Annotated in this window: 16 protein-coding genes and 2 pseudogenes; 14 read left to right on the forward strand and 4 right to left on the reverse strand. The window is 50.3% G+C overall.

Annotation, left to right across the window (positions count from 1 at the left end; all coding sequences use genetic code 11):
* Window positions 1-7: 7 nt before the first annotated feature.
* Window positions 8-498: pseudogene (locus V8N38_RS25600) on the forward strand (Tn3 family transposase); the annotation flags it as partial.
* A 43-nt stretch (window positions 499-541) separates the two neighbouring features.
* Here the strand turns inward: V8N38_RS25600 and V8N38_RS25605 are convergent.
* From V8N38_RS25605 to V8N38_RS25615, 4 genes and pseudogenes are all read right to left on the reverse strand, one after another.
* Window positions 542-1,608: pseudogene (locus V8N38_RS25605) on the reverse strand (IS3 family transposase).
* A 241-nt stretch (window positions 1,609-1,849) separates the two neighbouring features.
* On the reverse strand, window positions 1,850-1,930 hold the full coding sequence (locus tag V8N38_RS26105; protein ID WP_241993397.1) for a transposase: 81 nt from the start codon (window positions 1,928-1,930) through the stop codon (window positions 1,850-1,852).
* A gap of 130 nt (window positions 1,931-2,060) precedes the next feature.
* Window positions 2,061-2,801 carry a carbonic anhydrase gene (locus tag V8N38_RS25610; RefSeq protein ID WP_129993738.1) on the reverse strand — a complete coding sequence of 247 codons (741 nt, stop codon included), beginning with the start codon at window positions 2,799-2,801 and terminating at the stop codon, window positions 2,061-2,063.
* A gap of 652 nt (window positions 2,802-3,453) precedes the next feature.
* A complete protein-coding gene (locus V8N38_RS25615; RefSeq protein WP_129993737.1) occupies window positions 3,454-3,900 on the reverse strand; it encodes a hypothetical protein in 447 nt (148 codons plus the stop codon).
* 552 nt (window positions 3,901-4,452) lie between these two features.
* Between V8N38_RS25615 and V8N38_RS25620 the strand changes: the two genes are divergently transcribed.
* From V8N38_RS25620 to V8N38_RS25680, 13 genes are all read left to right on the forward strand, one after another.
* The gene (locus V8N38_RS25620; RefSeq protein WP_129993736.1) at window positions 4,453-4,986 is read left to right on the forward strand and encodes a fimbrial protein; all 534 of its coding nucleotides are present in this window, start codon (window positions 4,453-4,455) and stop codon (window positions 4,984-4,986) included.
* Window positions 4,987-5,068: 82 nt separating this feature from the next.
* Window positions 5,069-5,620, forward strand: coding sequence for a fimbrial protein (locus V8N38_RS25625; protein ID WP_241993389.1), 552 nt, complete (start codon window positions 5,069-5,071; stop codon window positions 5,618-5,620).
* A 12-nt stretch (window positions 5,621-5,632) separates the two neighbouring features.
* Window positions 5,633-8,209, forward strand: a complete 2,577-nt coding sequence (locus tag V8N38_RS25630; protein ID WP_129993735.1) for an outer membrane usher protein — start codon at window positions 5,633-5,635, stop codon at window positions 8,207-8,209.
* Window positions 8,210-8,226: 17 nt separating this feature from the next.
* Window positions 8,227-8,982 carry a fimbria/pilus periplasmic chaperone gene (locus tag V8N38_RS25635; protein WP_129993734.1) on the forward strand — a complete coding sequence of 252 codons (756 nt, stop codon included), beginning with the start codon at window positions 8,227-8,229 and terminating at the stop codon, window positions 8,980-8,982.
* 52 nt (window positions 8,983-9,034) lie between these two features.
* Window positions 9,035-9,667 (forward strand): fimbrial protein, encoded by a 633-nt coding sequence (locus V8N38_RS25640; protein ID WP_241993388.1) that lies wholly within the window; start codon window positions 9,035-9,037, stop codon window positions 9,665-9,667.
* Window positions 9,668-9,677: 10 nt separating this feature from the next.
* Window positions 9,678-10,190, forward strand: a complete 513-nt coding sequence (locus tag V8N38_RS25645; protein WP_129993733.1) for a fimbrial protein — start codon at window positions 9,678-9,680, stop codon at window positions 10,188-10,190.
* Window positions 10,191-10,204: 14 nt separating this feature from the next.
* Window positions 10,205-10,696, forward strand: a complete 492-nt coding sequence (locus tag V8N38_RS25650) for a fimbrial protein (RefSeq protein ID WP_241993387.1) — start codon at window positions 10,205-10,207, stop codon at window positions 10,694-10,696.
* Window positions 10,693-11,193, forward strand: coding sequence for a fimbrial protein (locus V8N38_RS25655; RefSeq protein ID WP_241993386.1), 501 nt, complete (start codon window positions 10,693-10,695; stop codon window positions 11,191-11,193). The genes V8N38_RS25650 and V8N38_RS25655 overlap by 4 nt, the downstream gene beginning before the upstream one ends.
* Window positions 11,194-11,229: 36 nt before the next feature.
* Window positions 11,230-11,739 carry a fimbrial protein gene (locus V8N38_RS25660; RefSeq protein WP_241993385.1) on the forward strand — a complete coding sequence of 170 codons (510 nt, stop codon included), beginning with the start codon at window positions 11,230-11,232 and terminating at the stop codon, window positions 11,737-11,739.
* A 1,953-nt stretch (window positions 11,740-13,692) separates the two neighbouring features.
* Window positions 13,693-14,094, forward strand: coding sequence for a hypothetical protein (locus V8N38_RS25665; protein WP_129993730.1), 402 nt, complete (start codon window positions 13,693-13,695; stop codon window positions 14,092-14,094).
* Entirely contained in the window at window positions 14,091-15,632 is a 1,542-nt protein-coding gene (locus V8N38_RS25670) for an FKBP-type peptidyl-prolyl cis-trans isomerase N-terminal domain-containing protein (RefSeq protein WP_129993729.1), read from the forward strand. The genes V8N38_RS25665 and V8N38_RS25670 overlap by 4 nt, the downstream gene beginning before the upstream one ends.
* 378 nt (window positions 15,633-16,010) lie before the next feature.
* Complete coding sequence (locus V8N38_RS25675) at window positions 16,011-16,769, forward strand: hypothetical protein (protein ID WP_244951345.1); 759 nt, start codon at window positions 16,011-16,013, stop codon at window positions 16,767-16,769.
* 875 nt (window positions 16,770-17,644) lie between these two features.
* Window positions 17,645-18,229, forward strand: coding sequence for a helix-turn-helix transcriptional regulator (locus tag V8N38_RS25680; protein WP_149506543.1), 585 nt, complete (start codon window positions 17,645-17,647; stop codon window positions 18,227-18,229).
* Window positions 18,230-18,251: the final 22 nt, after the last annotated feature.

Raw genomic sequence — 18,251 nt, forward strand, 5'->3', positions numbered from 1 at the left:
ACAACCCCTGATGCTAAAAAAACTGGCCAGCAACCCCAAACAGAATGGACTTGCCAAAGCACTGAGAGAGATTGGTCGTATTGAGCGGACACTGTTTATGCTCGACTGGTTCCGCGGTCCGGCACTTCGTCGGCGGGTCCAGGCGGGACTGAATAAAGGAGAAGTCCGTAACGCGCTGGCGCGTGCGGTATTCCTGCACCGGCTGGGTGAAAGCAGGGATCGTAAACCGGAAAATCAGAGCTATCGCGCCAGCGGACTGACGCTGCTGACGGCAGCTATCTCGCTGTGGAATACCGTCTATATGGAAAGGGCGGTCGATGTCCTGAAGCGTAAAGGGCTGAAGATTAACGAGCAGCTGCTGTCGCATTTATCGCCGTTAGGCTGGGAACACATCAATCTGACAGGCGATTATATATGGAAAAGCAACCGGATACCGGCTTCCGGTAAGTTTCGTCGGCTGAGGCCCGCTAAAGTAGAAAGGTCAAAAAACAGCCTTAACGTACAATAAGTTTCGATATCCAAACTGACCCCTATCCTGTCCTCACGACGAGGCCTGTTCAAAGGCCTCCGGACTGACCCCGCCGAGATGACTGTGGCGCCGGGCCCGGTTGTAGAACACTTCAATGTAATCGAAGATATCGGCCCGGGCCAGAGCCCGGGTTTTATAGATGCGTTTTCTGATCCGCTCTTTTTTCAGTGAACTGAAGAACGATTCGGCCACTGCATTATCCCAGCAGTTGCCACGCCGGCTCATGCTCGGGACCAGGTTATTGGCCCGGCAGAAGCGCTGCCAGTCGTCGCTGCCGTACTGGCTGCCCTGGTCTGAGTGCACGATGACCTCGCTGTCCGGTTTACGCCGCCAGAGCGCCATCATCAGTGCATCCAGCGCCAGTTCGCGTGAGAGAGTGGGCTTCATCGACTAGCCGACCACGTTACGGGCGAAGAGATCGATAACCACCGCCAGATACAACCATCCCTGCCAGGTGCGGATATAAGTAATATCGGTGACCCAGACCTGATTGGCCCGGACAACGGTAAACTGCCGCTGCACGCGATTAGGAGCGGCCACTGAAGGTCTGCCGGCGATACGACGTGGCGCTTTATAGCCGCGTACAGCTTTAATCCGGTTCAGCTGCATGATGCGGCCCACCCGGTTTTTACCGCAGGTTTCCCCGATTTAGTTCAGATCGCCATGAACCCGTCTGTAACCGTATACACCTCCGCTCAGTGAATAGGAGTCGCGGATAAGCATCAGCAGACGCTGGTTATCTTTATCACGCGCCGAGACCGGGTTGTGCAGCCACGCATAGAACCTGGCCCGGGCGACATTCAGTACCCGACACATCGTCATCACACCCCATACAGTGCGGTGTTCATTGATAAAGCGGTACTTCAGTCGGGCTCCCTTGCAAAGTACCGCGCGGCCTTTTTCAGGATATCCCGGGCATGCTGTTCGCTGTTATCAGGCTTGATAGCCCGTAGCCACTTGTAGAGGCTGTGCGCAGAAACGCCCAGACGGTCGGATACTTCGGCAACGGAATAACCGCGTTCCGTTATCTGACGGACGGCTTCTTCCTTAAATTCAGGTGTAAATCGTGGTGTGCCCATATGCTCCCCCTATGCTCAAACTATAGGGCAGAATCGTCTACCGGGGTGGGGTCAGTCCAGTTTGGTGGCGTGCTCACCCGCCACGGCGCCGGTAAAACGCAACCGACCTTTGCATAGGATGCATTGGTAAGGCTCGGTACCGAGGAGGCCTTTCATCAGTACCGCGAACCTGGGCCGCTTTGGTTTCTCCCGTGCCGTATTTTCCTGCGCATCGTAAACCTTCGGCAGCAGCGTACCCCGCTTACGGTTGGTCAAAAAAACCGTAATACCGAACCATTTTAAAATGCCGCTCCGGAATATGGCTGCGGTAACGCAGTAACATCTACTCCTGGCAGATTCTCTGGAGTTTGTGTTGCTGCGTGTGGTGATCGTAATACTGATGGACTATAGGTGAGTTCCGTCAGCTTGAAAAGCTCTTGGCGTGTATTATTACAGAAATGACCAATAACCCCTTATATTTCGAAAAAGTTAATCTTTCCGTCATCAAGGCTGTACATGCTGCCAACAATCTTGATTTTCTTCTGCTCTTCCAGCTGTTTCAGTACAGGGCTGTTTTTGCGGATATTTTCGATGGTCAACTCGACATTTTTTCGGGCGACTGCATCAACAAAATCATAATTGCTACTCTTACGCTCCCCACTATACGCTGTTCTTTCAATCGCAGGTTTAATTTCATCCAGTAAACCCGTCAGATTACCCAATTCAACATTATCAATAGCACCACGAATGGCACCACAACGGGTATGTCCCATCACTAGCACCACTTTCGCTCCAGCAACTGCACAGGCAAACTCCATGCTACCCAGAATATCTCGGTTACTTATATTCCCTGCAACACGGGAATTAAATGTTTCGCCGATCCCAGTATCCAGTACAATTTCCACAGGCGCACGTGAGTCAATGCAACTAAGGATCACCGCAGCCGGATACTGACCTGCTGCGCTGCTACGTTTCTGCTCCAGATAATCATGTTTAGCTGGTCTATTTTCCCGGAAGCGCAGGTTACCTTGCTTAAAATGCTTAATCACATCATCCGGCGTCATACCATCACGTTCCTCTTTGCTTAGTGATGCCGCAAAAGAGATGGAGGGCGCAGACAAGGCTGCTATTCCTGCGGTCGAAAGGACAGAAATGGCAAGAGTTTGTTTCAGGATTGTGCGACGCGAGGGGTGAATGAGCTGGTTATTTTTCATAATGCTCTCCTATCTAGATTATTGATTGGACGAAAAATGTTAAATTATTGTGAGCTGGGCAGGATAAATGCGAGTTCTTTATCATTGAGTCGTGGGCCGGTCAGATTTTTATTGCGAACCAATATTACTCGAAATCTGCGCCGATTTTGAAACCAATCCACGGCATGAATTCTGCTTGGTAGGGGCAATTCAGGAGTTCCCCTTTTTGTGCATACTTACCTGACTTCTGCGCTATTGTACAAGTTTATGGAACTAGCCCTGCATAAGCAGTGTACTCTTAAGGAGATACCTGGCAGCGGCATCCGTGCCGTCCGATACGATATTAATGTGACAACAGGGCCAGTAACCATGAGGGGACACACGGTAGTGTTATACCTATTGCCATGATGCAACTTCGTTGTAGTGGACTCTACTCAACTTAAGCCAGAAAAATATAAAATAGTCTTACCGTACAGCAACAGTAGCATAAATCTACGGTTCTGATACTACATACAGACAAACATGAGCAGTAGACTGACGAAGCTGTCGTTATTATCGACGCTGTATTTCATACTACTTCAGGCGGTAGCAAGTGCTACTTATCCGGACCAATAACATTAAAATGGGCGACGGCCATGAACATTCTCAAGTCACCACTTACGCTAATGATGTTTTATGGTTCCTTTTTCTTCTCATCGTCTCTAAGTAACAGAGCATTTTTATAGCTTTCACTGAGGTTCCAGCGAAGGGTATTCTTAACTCTTTTTGGGGCTAACTGAACATACTCATCCTCCACTAGTTTTAGCAATAAATGTCTAGTTTGATAGATACCTAGGTCGCATCTTTCTGCCAATTGTCGAGTGCTTGGCCAGTGTTCCTGAGGAACCGCATTTTTTTCACTCCGCCAAAAAAACTCAAGATTTTCTAATAAGTTGAGTTGCAGAGATGCTAACCGGTCCTTTCTTTTTTCTGGTTTTTTTTTGTTCGAATTGTTCATTTCTAGATCAGTGTGTTGAGTGGTTGATGTCTCAGGCAATTCGTCTGTGACGGCCATGCCTGGGCGTGTTTGTGGAGTGGATGTAACCCTGTTGCTTACGAGGGTACCGAAGTTTTGTTGCATTACTCTACTCCTCAGTGCTTGTTTTTTGTTTAGTTATTTGATTTTTATGACAAAAATAAAAACCATGCATTTGTTCAGAGCCCCATGCCTTCACATAATTGTATCGTCATAATGAAATTTGCGATCGTAAATATTGGTGTCTCCACTCAATTCAGAGTTAAATTTCGCACAACTCAACATTGCGATCTAAAGTCTCGCGAACGGTTTTTATTGTTACTTGGTGTGTGTGATTATTTCAAATATCGCTGAAAATGTGAAAATGTCTTTTCAAGATGCAATGCTATTTGTAAGAATGACTTCGCTCACAAAAGTGTGAGTGCTTAATAAATACGATTATTCCTATTGCACTTCTGATCGCCTTTTTGGGATTGCTGCTTGATGCACCACTTGTGAGATTTATCGGTTCAATAATTTATATGACCTCTATATCTGGAGGCTTGTCCTTGATAAGGGAGTTAGGTTTGAACTGGTTGTTAGAGTGCAAAAAGTAATGCGTGTATTTATTTTTCATTAACTCATTAACTATGTAGTGTCGAAGAGGAATTCTTTCTGATGAAACTGAATAAAATCATGCTTGCTGCTGTGTTGTCTTTTGGGGCCCTTTCTGCGGCGCACGCTGCACCGGGTGGCGGTGGCACTGTGACCTTCAACGGTTCTATCATCGATGCACCATGTTCTATTGCGCCAGGATCCGACAATCAAACTAAAGATTTGGGCCAGGTATCAAAAACCCGTCTTTCTCAAAATGGCAACACCGGCTTTTCTACCGCAGTTCCATTTACCATCGAACTGCAAGACTGTGATGTCACCACGATGAAAACCGTGAGCGTAACCTTTACCGGTGCTCCATCCGCTTATGATGCAACCAAGCTGGGTCTGAATGGCACCGCGAGTGGCGCAAGCATTGCCATCGTTAACGGCACTGCCCCAGTTGACTTAGGTGTTGCAACCCAACCACAAAATCTCGTTAACGGCAATAACACACTGGACTTCTCTGCTTACTTGGTTGGTAGCGGTGATGCCACTGTCCCTCCTGTTGAAGGTACTTTCAGCAGTGTGGCGACCTTCATGCTGGATTACGTGTAAGTTCTCCGTTTTATCGCTCATAGCCTGCTGTGTCATGCCGCAGGCTTTTTCCAACAATCATGATGATGACGGGAGAGTTTGCATGAATGTGGTTCAATTGGCACGGGTTGTGATGGTTCCTTCCATATTGATTGTTGGTTCGGTGTTCGCGTTTGGCGCGATGGCTGCACCATCAATGGGGTGGGGGACAATCGCTATGGAAGGAGCCATCGTTGAGACGGCTTGTGCCATTGATGTGGGCAGTCAGGAGCAAACAATTGATATGGGGGTCGTGCCCATAGGGCAGCTCGTCCGTGAGGGACGCGGAAATACACGCCCTTTTACCATTCAACTTGTGGATTGTCAGTTATCAGCCCCCACGCCTGCTGCACCCGAGTGGCATTATTTTCAAGTCACTTTTGATGGTCCTGCAGACCAAGGCATGTTTGCGGTTAATGGTGAGAGTCGAGGGGTTGCTTTGCGCATTACCGACAGTCGAGGCAACGTGGCTAGGCCCGGTGACAGGATGCCCCCCGGCAATATCGTGCCGGGAAGTATGGGGTTGAATTACTTTCTGGATGTTGTGGGTAACCATGAGGTCCTGCGTGCCGGTGCATATCAGTCCACCGTGCGGTTCAAGTTGAATTATTACTAAAGGGCCTCGGTCATGGCATCGCATTTTTCTGGCTACGTTATTCCAGCCTTTCGGGGGGTTGGTCTGAGTGTTTCGTTGATGGCAATCGCTATCTCCTCTGCACTTGGCCAAGACATTCAGTTCAATACTGACATCTTGGATGTTAAAGATCGCGCCAATATCGATCTGAGCCAATTTGCCCAGCGTGGATATATTATGCCGGGTACGTATTCCCTGCAGCTTTTGCTGAATCGGCAATCCCTGTCTGAAGTCGAGGTCACGTTCAGAGCGCTTCCTGATGACCCCAAAAGCAGCGTTGCCTGCCTGACCCCTTCCATCGTTTCCTTATTTGGTCTCAAGCCTGGAGTGGCTGACAAATTGGTATGGATGGATAAGGGAGCTTGTTTGGATACCAATAGTTTAGATGGAATTGGAGTACATGGCGATCTCGCTACTTCCACACTGAACATCAGTATACCTCAAGCTTATTTGGAATATAGCAGTCCAGATTGGGATCCGCCGTCGCGTTGGGATGAGGGGATCCCAGGGGTATTGCTTGATTACAATGTGAATGCACAGAGTCATCGGCAGCAAACGTCGGGAACTCAGGGTTACAACGTGAGTGGCAACGGCACGGCCGGAGCTAACCTGGGGGCATGGCGCCTGCGGGCGGACTGGCAAGGTCGTTTGGATCATCAGACGGGAAGTGGTGAGCCCACTGCAAGAAATTGGGACTGGAGTCGTTACTACGCATATCGCGCTATTTCTCGCCTTAAAGCTAAAGTGACAGTCGGTGAGGATTTCCTCAATTCGGATATTTATGACAGTTTCCGTTATACCGGCATTAGCCTGGTTACTGATGACAATATGTTGCCACCTAACCTGCGGGGATATGCCCCGGAAGTCAGTGGGATGGCAAAGACGAATGCCCGAGTGACTATCAGTCAGCAAGGACGTGTCCTGTATGAAACCCAGGTAGCTGCAGGGCCTTTCCGTATTCAAGATTTGAGTAGTGCAGTGTCGGGGATGCTGGATGTACGTGTAGAAGAGCAGGATGGAACGGTTCAAACGTTCCGAGTAGACACGGCAAGCATCCCTTACCTTACGAGACCAGGGCAGATACGTTATAAGCTGGCCAGCGGCAAACCTACCAACATAGGTCATCAAACTGACGGACAGTTTTTCACGAGCGGTGAAGCATCTTGGGGGATTAGCAATGGCTGGTCTCTGTATGGTGGCGGAATTGTGGGGGGAGATTATAACGCCCTGTCGCTTGGGGTTGGCCGTGATTTACTTGCGTTGGGGGCCCTCTCCTTTGACGTTACCCAATCGCGAGCTCAATTGCCTGGTGAAGATGTGCGTACCGGGGGGTCCTACCGGCTCAATTACTCCAAACGCTTTGAAGAGTTCGACAGCCAGGTCACCTTTGCCGGCTATCGTTTCTCCGAACGCGACTACATGACGATGGGGGAGTACCTGAATGCTCGCCGCGGCAACAGTGATGTCGGTAGCAATAAGGAAATGTATACCGTCTCGTTCAACCAGCAGTTTACTTCTATCGGACTTGGGGCGTATCTGAATTATTACCATCAGACCTACTGGGATAAACCGGCTAACGATCGATACAACCTGCAGCTGGCGAAAGCGTTTGACTTCGGTTCGTTCAAGAATGTGAGCGTGTCTATGACGGCGTACCGGAACCAGTACAACAACACCAACGATGATGGGGTATATCTGTCCTTGTCGATGCCGTGGGGCAACAGTGCGTCACTCAGTTACAGCAGCTCCTTTGCGAAAGGAGACAACCGCCAGAGTGCCGGTTACTACGATCGACTCAATGACCGGGACTCGTACCAGATCACTGCAGGGGCAACAAATGGCGGAGGCGATGTCAGTGGTTTTTACACGCACCTAGGCGATATGGCGCAAGTCAATGCAAATGCCAGCTATCGTGAAGGCAAATACTCATCGGTGGGTATGGCCCTGCAGGGGGGGGCAACGGTGACGGCGAAAGGCGGGGCGCTGCACCGTACCGGCACGATGGGCGGAACACGACTGTTGCTGGATACGGACGGTGTGGCTGATGTGCCGGTACGTGGGTACGGTACCGTGATGAACTCAAATGCCTTTGGTAAAGCGGTGGTGACCGATGTCAACAGTTATTACCGCAATACTGCCAGCGTTGATTTGGAGTCGCTGGGCGATAACGCGGAAGCAACACGCTCGGTGGTACAGGCAACGCTGACTGAAGGGGCTATTGGTTATCGCAAGTTTGATGTTATCTCCGGGGCCAAGGCGATGGCAGTGTTGCGTCTGGCGGATGGGTCGACACCACCGTTTGGCGCGTCGGTACTGAACATGAAAAAACAGGTCACCGGCTTGGTGAGTGATGAAGGGAACGTGTACCTCAGCGGTATCCGACCGGGAGAAACCATGACGGTAAGCTGGAACGGTGCCGAACAATGTCAGATCCGTCTGCCTGATCCGTTGCCGGGCGGTGCATTGGCAAACCTGCTGCTGCCGTGTGTGACGGTAGTGGAGACATCTCCTAAAGTGTCCGCTGGCACTGGCAGTCTGCCTGCCTCGAGCCTGGCAAAATCAACCCGATAATGGATGAGTGACGCGCAATGAAATTGAATACCGTAATGACCACCATGGTGGCCGGATTAGCCTGTGTGCTGGCGAGTCCATCCTGGGCGGCGATCGCCCTGGACAGGACTCGCGTGATAGTGAACGGGACGGATAAGGCGGTAAGCCTGAACGTCAGCAACCAGAATAAGGAGCTGCCGTATCTGGCTCAGGCCTGGATTGAAGACGCTCAGGGTAACAAGGTGACATCTCCACTGGTTGTTCTGCCACCGGTACAACGCGTTGAGCCTGGCGAGAAGAGTCAGGTGAAAATTCAGGTACAGCCGGCGGCCGCTAACCTGTTGGCGCAAGATAGAGAGACGTTGTACTACTTCAATCTGCGTGAAATTCCGCCGAAGAGCGACAAACCAAACACACTGCAGATTGCGTTGCAGACACGTATCAAGCTGTTTTACCGGCCGGCCGGTATTGTCCCGACCCGGACAGATATGAATACCCCGTGGCAGGAGAAACTGACCCTGACGCGCCAGGGGGATCGTTACATGGTGACCAACCCAACACCGTATTTTGTGACCCTGGTGGACGCCGGTAGTAAGAAGGGGAGTGAGGGCGTTAAAGGGTTTGAACCGCTGATGATCCCGCCGAAAGACCAGGCAGAGCTGAAGGTGAGCGCAACTGCTTTGGGGAGCACACCAGTATTGACTTATGTGAATGATTACGGTGGACGCCCAACATTGACATTCAACTGCAGCGGTTCGGTGTGTCAGGTTGTGCCGGATAAAAATGCTAAATAAACCCTGCTCCTGCATTGGATGAATATGCTGGGACTGAGCCAGGAGAAGAGACATGATGCACAAGAACAAACAGGTATCACCCGAAAACCATCAGACCAGAATGGTGGGCCCCGTCTGGCCATTGTCGGTACTGGCGGGGGTATTGCTACTGCCATTTACTACGCTAGCCGCCGATACCGATGTGATTGATGGTAATTATGGGGTACTGCATGTGCATGGTGCCTTGACGGAAAGTGCCTGTCGGTTGGACATGACCTCGGCCTATCAGGCGGTGTCACTGGGAGATACGGGAACTGGTCGCCTGCAGAATGTGGGGGATCAGGGTACGCCGGTGGCTGTGCACTTGAAGCTGAAAGACTGTTTACGTCTGTCCTCCAGTAGCCTTGATAATAACTCTGGCAATATGCGCTGGAGCTCGAGTCAGCCCGCCATCACGATGTCATTCCTCGCGCCGCAGGACACTCATGACCCGAGACTGATCCGGGCGAACGGTGTCTCAGGGATGGGAATATTGTTGAGTGATAGCCATATGCGTCCGGTGCGATTGGGCAGCCGAGACATTCCGGTCCTGGTAACCCCAGGTCAGGATATCCTGACCTACTATGTGTCACCGGTACGTACTCAAGCACCATTGCAACCGGGTTCTTACTGGGCGAATGTCGACTTTCGGCTGAGTTATGACTGAGGAACGGACAATGAATCTAACGAGAAAAAAATCTCGTCGAGTACTTCCGTTCTTACCTCTGTTGCTGAGTCTGTCGAGCGGCAGCGTGGTGGCGGGGACAGCCCAGCAGAACGTAGCGATTACTGTGACGGTGGTAGCTGCGCTGCCCTGTATCTTCAACAACGGTAACGATGTGACAGTGGATTTTGGTAATGATGTGATCACCACCCAGGTTGATGGCAATAACTATCGCCGCCCGGTGCCGTATAACTTGGTGTGTACCGGACTGCCCAACAATGCCTTGAAGTTGCAGTTCGATGGCATGGGGGCCGGGTTTGATGCCAGCGTATTAGGGACCAGTAATCCATTGCTTGGGATTCGGCTGATGGATGCAAGTGGTACTCAAGTACCCCCAAAAAGTTGGTTGAACTTCTCCTATCCAAACATGCCGGTCATCAGTGCTGTACCGGTAAAACAGGCTGGTTCTACCCTGACCGGGGGGGCCTTTACGGGGGCAGCCACGTTGTTGGTTGAATATCAATGAGCGGGAGAATATCCATGTTAAGAATGAGTGTGATGAGTAGTGTAGCGCTGACTGGGATGCTATTGAGCTTGGGGGCGCACGCAGTGGATGTCAATTTTCGTGGTACGTTGATTGATCCGCCTCCCTGTACCATCAATGGGGGAACCGATGTGGATGTCAACTTTGGCTCTACGGTATTAACAACACGGGTTGACGGGGTTAACTACCGAATGGCCGTGCCACTGAATATCGTGTGTACTGCCCCCCCCTTGAACACGATGCGATTACAATTTGTAGGCACGGGAGCGCCGTTTGATGCCTCGGTACTCAATACCGACAAAACCGATCTGGGAATAAAGCTGTACAGCGGTACCGGTACGGCTAATCCAGTGGATGTGAATGCCTGGCTGAACTTTACCTACCCGACATTTCCGGCAATTGAAGCCGTGCTCGTGAAAAATCCGGGTTCTACATTGACCAGCGGAGTCTTTTCGGCTGCGTCAACCGTGTTGCTGGACTGGCAGTGAATGATGAGGTGGTGGTGATGTCGCGTATTTCTATACCGATGATGATGGTTCTCGCTGTTTGTAGCTGTTCAGCGCTGGCAGTTGATGTTCATTTCTCTGGAACATTACAGGAGCCTCCACCTTGTGAGATCAACAACGGTAACCTGATTGATGTTGATTTTGGCAGCAAGGTGGGTATTGGCCAGGTGAACGGGGTGAACTACAAACAGGGAGTAGCCTACACCATCACTTGTGCACCGGGGGCGCCTGCGTGGTCTCTGGGATTATCGTTCAATGGCACGGAAACAGCGTTTGATTCGGCTGCGGTGCAAACGGACAAGAATGGTTTGGGGATCCGGCTGCTGCACAATGGCATACCGTTCACTATGAACACCCGCTTGCCTATTAATGCAGGGGCACTGCCAATACTGGAGGCGGTGCCGGTAAAAGATCCTGCGGTGATGTTGACAGACGGGGCATTTGAAGCGACAGCGACGCTGCTGGCGGATTATCAATAGGAGACGATGATGTCAGGACGAGGAAAGTGCCGTTGGGTGTCGGTGTTGCTGGGCGGAATGCTCCTGACCTCTACCGCTGGGGCGGCAGACAACATGCGGCTGCATGGGGCGCTGGTATTTGAGGCGTGTGATATCCAGACCGGTGACGAGAACCAAGACATTTCGTTGGGAATGACCCCGGACCGTTATTTTTACCTTCACCAGCGCACGCAGGGGAGAGCGGTGAATATACACCTGGTGAACTGTGATACGACGGTCGCGAGTAATGTCACCGCGACCTTTACCGGGACTGAGAGCGCAGCGTTGCCAGGGTTACTTGCTTTTGATGCGGGCAGTACGGCAGCCGGGGTGGCTGTGGGACTGGAGACACCGGGGGGGCGGTTTTTACCGTTGAACGTCGTGGGTGACAAGGTGCCCCTGAATAACGGGACCAACGTCATTACGGTCAGTGCGTATCTGCAAGGGGAACCGGGAGCGTTGGCCAACCAGAGCATCACGCGGGGCGCGTTCGCGGCAACGACGACGTTCCAACTGGACTATGACTGAATATCGCCTTGGCATTGATACCCCTTGAGTGGATTGGCGGCGGAACTCTGGCAGCAGGCGTATCAGTGGGTATGTCGACAGCGCCGCTAGGCCCCACTCAACGCGGATATCTGGCATCTGCGCCATCACCGGCCGACAGAGGAAGGTCGGCTGTTACCGATGCGGGTCGTTGGGCGAGGCAGCCAGTCCCAGGCACAGTGGAGTACCCGGGATGTGTTGGTGCTGAAATGGGTTGCGTCATTACCCGGCACCGGTTGTGCTACCACCTCTAAAGACAGGGTAGCAGTCGTGGGCCGCTCCTCGCGGTCAACGTCCTGCGGACCGATATGCGGGATTATTACCGGTATATCCGCAAGGTGCAGGTGATGAGTCAGATAGAAAGGTACGTTAGCAGCCCGGTTCTACAGCAACTCATTCGGCAGTACCTGCATTACAGCGTGGAGCATGGTGGGGAATTTATCCCCCCCCCCCCGACCAGCGGCATTTGCCGGGGGGACACTGAGTCCCCTGATTGGAGCCAGTCTGGTCCATCATGTGGATGCGTATTTTGCTTCGCAAGAGGAGGTGTTTTATGCCCGGAACATGGACGACTTTCTGGTATTGGCGCCGACGCGCTGGCGACTGCGGAAATGTATACGTGTTCTTAACACCTTCTGTGCACGGGGCGGTTTTGAACCGCCATCCGGGTAAGACTCAGTAGGGCCGGGTTGAGAAAGGATTTGACTGGCTAGGCCTGTGGTTTACCCCTGCGGGGGCCACCGTCTCGGCCAGGGCATTAGAGAAACATCGTGACCGACGCGCGCGGCTTTATGATCAAGCCGTTTCCAGGGGGCTATCTGAACAAGCGGCCATGGCAAGGGTGCGGACGTATGAGACACGGTGGATATTATGGGCAGAGCGTTTGATACAGGTCGTGCCTGAGTCAATGTTATTGCCATGACGACCTTTATTGGGAGTATCAACAAATTGAAATCAATAATCTTCATCTCTTCCCTATTGGCCTCCGTCCCCCCTGCCTTTGGTGGACTCGTGTACGACTTAAATGCCAGATCATTAACAATCACGCCTGGTGGGCCTGACGTCCAGTACAACGGCATGAGTTATGTGCCTCCTGGTCGAGCCTTCCTTGTCTACCCCGCGCCCGCTGACCGATCCGGTAACATAGTTCTTTCGGGCGGCGCCCCTGCCTGGCAGGTATTCAGTGCTCACTTCAGCGGTGCTAATCCTACTACTATTTCGTGGACCACCTTCTATAACAATTCGAACCCCAAGACAGTATTCACGAGCCCCGATATGATATACCTAGCTCGAACCAACCCTATCGTCACCCAGGTCTGTTTGTTCAACGCTGTGGGCGGTGGCCGTTATAACAACCTTGGCAGCTGCTTCCCCATCGACAAGTTGGCTACGCCAAATAGCTGCACTGTTTCCGTCGGCCCTGAAATCCCGTTCGGGACCGTGCCGTCCGGTGCGGGGCAACTCCAAAATGCTGTCACCGGATCTGTTCGATGCACTGATAGTGCACCTGTCCGGGTTACTGTCGGCTCCGTGGGTTTAACCCAATCACGAATTGACCTGGTCCCTGGACAATTGTTCGCGGATATGACTATCAATGGTCTGGTGGGGCTCCCAGGCGCGACGCTCCAAGCTGTCGGGAACTCGAATACCAATTTTACCGTAGGAGCTGTTCTAACGGTCTCCAATGGAACTCCCGGAGGGGCGTATAGGGGGAATGCTGTAGTACAGGTTGAATGGTTCTAGAACCCAAGCTCGTGGGGCACTACTGTTTTTGATTTTGTACGGGAGTTTAAAACGGCAAGCCGTAAATGGCATGAGCCTAGCCCTCTGTTTCTGTAGTTGAGATTCGAATATCGTTCTCATCTTAATTGTCAATTCTTGACCTATGAAGTGACGGAAAGCAAACATAAAAGATGAATGGGAGAAATATTGTACATGGCCAAAAATTGGGTTCGAAGAACTTTGATCGTGCTAACCGTCACCTATCTATGTGTTGGATGTAGTACCTCGTCCACAAACAAACAATCCAACCGTGATCTGACAACATCAACTACTGATATAACTACTGAGGCTGAACGTCTACAGCGCTGCAGCGCCGAGCTCGAAGCGCAAAAAACCGTTAACCGGGAACAGTACGACAAACAGCGTGCTGAGTTTGACCGCTTGATGAGCGGTGCGGCGCAATATGCCACCGTTCGTGGGCGGGTTGATGGTGTCACCCAAGATACCGTTGATGCCATGTACCGTTTCCGGGTCAATTTGCTCTGCGCCTCGATCAATCAGTCTGTACTCACCAACCTGGCTACGCGTGGTGAACGGGAAGTACCCGCCAAATGAACACACTGGTAAGAGAAGTCAACAGGGCTAACCGTCGTTGGCCCGCTCCCTGGTGGCTGATGCTGCTGACCGTGCTGCCTGGAGTAGGGGCAGCCAACTCGCCGGACGACAATGGCATCCCTGGTTTGCTACAGTTCGCTGAAAAATATAACGAATCACCACTGCCAGCCTCGCCGGCGGCAACGTCGGCTACGCCGAAAAAGAAATCGCCTGCTCCGACGACCGCTTTGTCTACGAGAGAAGACCGCCAAAGAGACCATCGTCTCCAGCAACAACAGCACGACAAGATTGCGGCATTGGAGCTGCAGGTGTTGCGGTTAACCGTGGAGCGCGATGCGGCGGTGTTGAAAGCGAAGACGGTGCAAGTCGCCAAGCCACAAGTGACACCTCCCATGACCGTGCCCGACCTGGCCGGATTACAGCACCTGGTACAGAGGTTGCGCCAGGCTGTCGGGATGACGCTAAGTGAACAACAGGCCAAGGATCTGGTTGCCCGGGCTCGTACGCGGGAGGTTGCCGCCAACGAGGTATTGCGCGAGGCTACGCATCAGAATCAGTCGTTGCAACAACAATTGACGTCGTATCGACAGCAGCACGACGCCGCCAGCAAGGCACTGCTGGCGGCAGATGAACGCCGTGACGCACTGCAAAAGCAACTGGCTTCCCTGCAACAAGAACAATCCACCTGGAAATCCGATCTGGCGGCGGCTCAGGCGTTGATCCAGCAGGGTAAAGAGAGTGATTCTGCCCTGCGTAAAGAACTCGGTCATGTGACTGCCCGTGCCGACAAAATGCAGTCAGCACTCGATGTCAGCCAAGCTGAGTTGGTAAAGATCCGGGCAGAGCATAAAACTCCGTCATCAGATCAAGGGCAAGAGCCCGTGGTTCGGTTGGATGATGACATTAACCGACAGTCCTATGCTGCCGGTGTAACGCTGTCACGGGACATCCAGTCTTTGCAGGATGAGCATCGAAGCTGGGGGGTTACGGTGAATAAACAGGCCTTGTTGGCAGGCATTGTTGATGGGGTGACTGGCTCGATCAGGTTGTCGCCGGAAGCATTATCGTGGGCACAGGCTTCTGCGGATGCGGCACTCAATAACGCTCGTACCTCGGTCATGAAACACCAACAGGAGGCGGGTGACAAATACCTTGCCGAGTTTAAACGCCAGACTGGGGTGAAAAAATCCCCACAGGGGTTCTGGTTCCGTATTGATTACCCTGGGGATACGCCTATTTCGGAGGATGCCGTGGTATCTGTCGTCGTTAAGGAAGCGCTGACGGATGGCACTGTTGTACAGGATATGGAGACAAGTGATCGAGTGTTGTCTCAGCCATTGCAAGATTTTCCTCCGCTTTTCCAAGCGGCGATTAAAGAGCTTAAAAATCATGGGTCATTGACGATGGTGGTGCCGCCGGCGCTGGCCTACGGCGAAAAGGGCTACCCACCGAAGGTGCCGCCCAATGCTACTGTTGTATACACCCTACGCATTGATGATGCCTATATGATAGAGACATCGCCGGCAAAGAAGTTATAGGCCGATAGACTGCAGTAGTATCGTTAGGAAAAAGATTACGACAAAAAGAAATCCCCTGATATTAACGCGCAAACTTGGCGGAATGACGAGAATATCAGGGGACCCCTAAATAGAGGGCTTTGCAAAAACGCCTCTATTTCTATTCTAGAGTATACATTTTAGGCTTTGTCAACGCAAATAGATATTTCCGCCATAAGACTGGAAAATTTGACGGTAGCTAGCACCCCACATTCAGCTGGGATTCCCCACACCATACGAAAAATTCATCGCCATCACCGGCCACAATTTTGTGGGGCGTTGCCTCGCCATGTTGCTGTGAGGCGATTTTGCGCCGCATTGGCAAAACATGATTGGAATCGAAACCGATTCATAGTGGCCATGCGCCAACAAAATGGTCAACGATTAGCCGTTCGTTCAGAACGTCGCGAAACTTTTGATGCACTGGCTATGGCTGTATTAGCCTACTGTGATTACAACCCAGACAGCGAATATCTATTTGAGGTTATGTGTGGCGTAGAACAATTAGCACGTCTTACAGGACAACTCCACCAGGGGAGGGACCAGCGAAAAACGTATGATCCTGTGCTCAAGGCATTAGGTGATTGGGAGCGTGCGGGGCTAATCATAATCCTCCGTGGATTTGACCCTGATACACGACAGCACAAAGCCATGCGCATTTGGGTCCGCCCAGCCTTCTTTGATGGGATGGGCATATCTATATCTGCACTTAGAGATACGGTCACGGCGTTTCGCCGTTGGCTTGAGCGTAAAGGATTGAGGGAAAGTCGTCACACTCTTTATGCTCGGCATGTTATGCGTATTGCTAACAGCAATGTAGCTCAACTGGATAAGCATCAATCCTTGAAACGTCTGCTGCGGAAGATTCGTCACGTCGTCGTGGGAGATGATGCAAGCCTCTTGGCTGAGAAGAGACGATTGACAGCAGCACTGAGTGCAAAACAGGCTGACAGAATTCGAGAGCCGTCTCTGACTGCTGAGATACGCTACTATCGCTGGCGTAATACTCGACCCATCGCGGTGTACTTGCCGTTAGAACAAAATCTCCGAAAAACCTTTCCCAATATAGTGGGAGAGAACTGGTTTCAACTTCTCCTGGACCATTTGCCCATGGAGTGATTGGTCTCTTGTCCCACATATCCAGGAGCCGCGTTCCTTTGCTTCTGCTCATCCTCCTTTTCTGCCATCGTGGATTGCTATAATTTTTTACTTCTTCGCCAACGGATGCTAGGCATCCTTGCGCATTAAACAACCTATTAACTTCGTTTCGTGGTTCATCCCACGATTAAATTCGATGTTAAATCATGAACAAACTACCTTTTTATAAAAAAGGTGATAAGCCGGCTAAACCGGCTTTATCACAGACATGTTTCATGAATACTAATAAAAAATGGGGGGGGCTACAGCTAGCTGTTGAGTTCAATATTATCGGTATAACGCACTTAATTAGCTGGTTTCTACTTGCGTTTTTTTGTGAATAGCAGTTTTCGAGTACATAGGTTTTTTCTTTTTTTTATGTGCAAGAAAAAACAAAAAAAAGAAAAAATTAAAAGAAAAATACAAACCAGAAGCATTAACATAAAATAACCCCACTTGATAAAATAAATGATGTAATTGGAGTGGAAATAAGAATAAAAGTGCTGTGCATAGCGTTTTTATCTCTCAATGGTATGTCATTTTAAGTGTTATAGTAATGGTTGAATCGAAAGTCAATAATTAATAAATTCATATATGCTTGCTGAACTCATCAAAAAATATTATTGCTACAGATTTATTACTCACGCATTTAATTGTCGCGATATATAATGTCGCAATGGGTGCATTGTGAACCTATTACAATCGCTTGTCATGTTTTTGCAAGGTGTCTAAAAAATGCCTTTAAAAATAAGATGGGTAATATAAAATAGATACGAGTGTACAGTCTTGATGTGTGGGGGGGGGGGGGGGGGCGCAAAAGTAAGAAAGAAGATCTCACACACTACCGGAGTAAAATAATGGTTGAGATAAAAGATACTAATCAATATTACGTACAAGGACTCTCAAGTATTTTGCAGGAGATATTGCCCGCGATGTTAAAATCAGTCCGACAAGCAGAAGATCCTAAAGTAGTTTTGATATCCGATGACATGTCTATATTAAATCACTATTGCTTAAAAGATGATGACACACCTGTTTTTTATTTTTCTCTTATTGACAAGAGAAGTAGAGTCATTCACAAATCATGTTCACATGAGTGTGGGGTGATTTATAAACAAGATACAATTGAGGAAGTAGTTGATAAAGTAAAAAGAGTTATTCTATCCTTTTACAAAGACCCCAGTGAATTTAAAAGAAAATTTCATAACGACTGTTATTTGAAAAGCATTACCAGCCAGGAGGCTAGAATATTGAACTGCATAAAAAATGGTTTTTCCCCAAAAGAAATTGCCGATATTTTAAAAATTAGCATCAAAACTGTAAGCACTCATAAGCAAAAAGTGATGGGTAAGCTGTCATTTTCACGTAATATGGATTTGGTTGACTGGCTGCGGAAGGGGGGCGTTGAATATATAAGTAACATTCGTAAAGATGGGATCTAAATATAAATGATCCCATTTTTAA

This window comes from Serratia nevei (assembly GCF_037948395.1).
Classification (GTDB): Bacteria; Pseudomonadota; Gammaproteobacteria; order Enterobacterales; family Enterobacteriaceae; genus Serratia; species Serratia nevei.